The sequence below is a fragment of the Aminobacter sp. P4_D5 genome (genome assembly GCF_056401815.1).
The window spans coordinates 1-1,095 of the sequence record NZ_JBFUIP010000412.1 but is presented as its reverse complement, the minus strand read 5'-3'; the positions used below and the strand labels follow the sequence as shown (position 1 = coordinate 1,095).

General features: G+C 63.0%; 2 protein-coding genes. One reads left to right on the top strand and one right to left on the bottom strand.

Features of this window, described 5'->3' with window-relative positions; genetic code table 11:
• A partial coding sequence (locus tag AC1DWF_RS32350; RefSeq protein WP_476842612.1) for a PEP-CTERM sorting domain-containing protein occupies positions 1-384 on the top strand: 384 nt, incomplete at its 5' end.
• Between the two features lie 279 nt (positions 385-663).
• Here AC1DWF_RS32350 and AC1DWF_RS32345 read toward each other — a convergent pair.
• Positions 664-1,095, bottom strand: a 432-nt coding sequence (locus AC1DWF_RS32345) for a hypothetical protein (protein ID WP_476842611.1), incomplete at its 5' end; no start/stop codon positions are given.

Here is a 1,095-nt window from a genome sequence, read left to right as displayed (position 1 = left end):
GTCGGAAGCTTTTCCACTGCCGGTTCCGGAACCTTYTTGAACACCATCGGCAGCACCGCCGGGCTGAGGTATTTTATCGATGCGCTCAACGGCCAGGGCGCGGAAAACCCGAACGACACSCCYGGCACCTCGGTCACGCCATTTAACTACGTCGCGAACAACAACCCCGACGCCTTTTCRSMCCAAGGCGCCGGCAGCATCAGCMTCRCCRATYCGTATTCTATGACCTTGCAATCCTTCTTCACCCTCGATGGAGACGGACGGCTGGTCAGCCGCGGCCARAGCATTGTCACGAATGTCCCTGAGCCGATCAGCCTCGCGATCTTCGGCTCTGCCCTAGTCGGCCTTGGCTTCGCAGTCCGCACTCGCCGCTCGCGCAGCTGATCGACYGAGCAGGACCCTGAACAACAGGCTGGTGCCTTCTGGGCACCAGCCTCCTTTTAACACTYTGACCGATSTGGCCCTCGGGCGCGGATGCGCTGCACAGCTTCGTCGAGCGCGACGGGCCGCTACCACAAACGGGGCGTGGCCTGGCCGATGTGATTCCTGGCAAAGTGGTCGGGAGCACGGACGGCGATTAAACTGGAGAGCACTGCAAAACACGCATTCGGAGACCTATTCCGTCGTCCGATTGCTTCACGGGCTGTCTCAGTACGATTGRATCTACTGGCACTCGGAGAGGGGGCGGTTGATGGCGATGTGCGCCCGATCTGCGCCGCGAAAGCATCCGCCAGTCCATTGGCCGCGATACCAGCGCTGGTGCGCGGCGACGTAGGCTTCGCCGTAGCCTTCAGGGCGGCTGTCCCGCAATTCGCCATCGTAGCGGTTGCCATTGGTCCAAGCGAACTTCCCGACGCCTTGTACGCGCCCCTCGCGGAGAGTTCCGTTGAAGCGGGCCGCATGAGATTGGCCATCTTCCGCATAGAGCCACTCACCGTCTCCCTCCCCCTGGGCGGGACCGCGCGGGCAGGGACCGTTCCAGTTCACGGTGTCGTCAGGTTGGGGGTTTGGGTTCCAAACCCAGCATCCGTTGCGCGCATCGACGGTCGACCCCGGTCGTCCCTGCTGAGCGAGGCTCTCAGGGTCGGGAGGCGC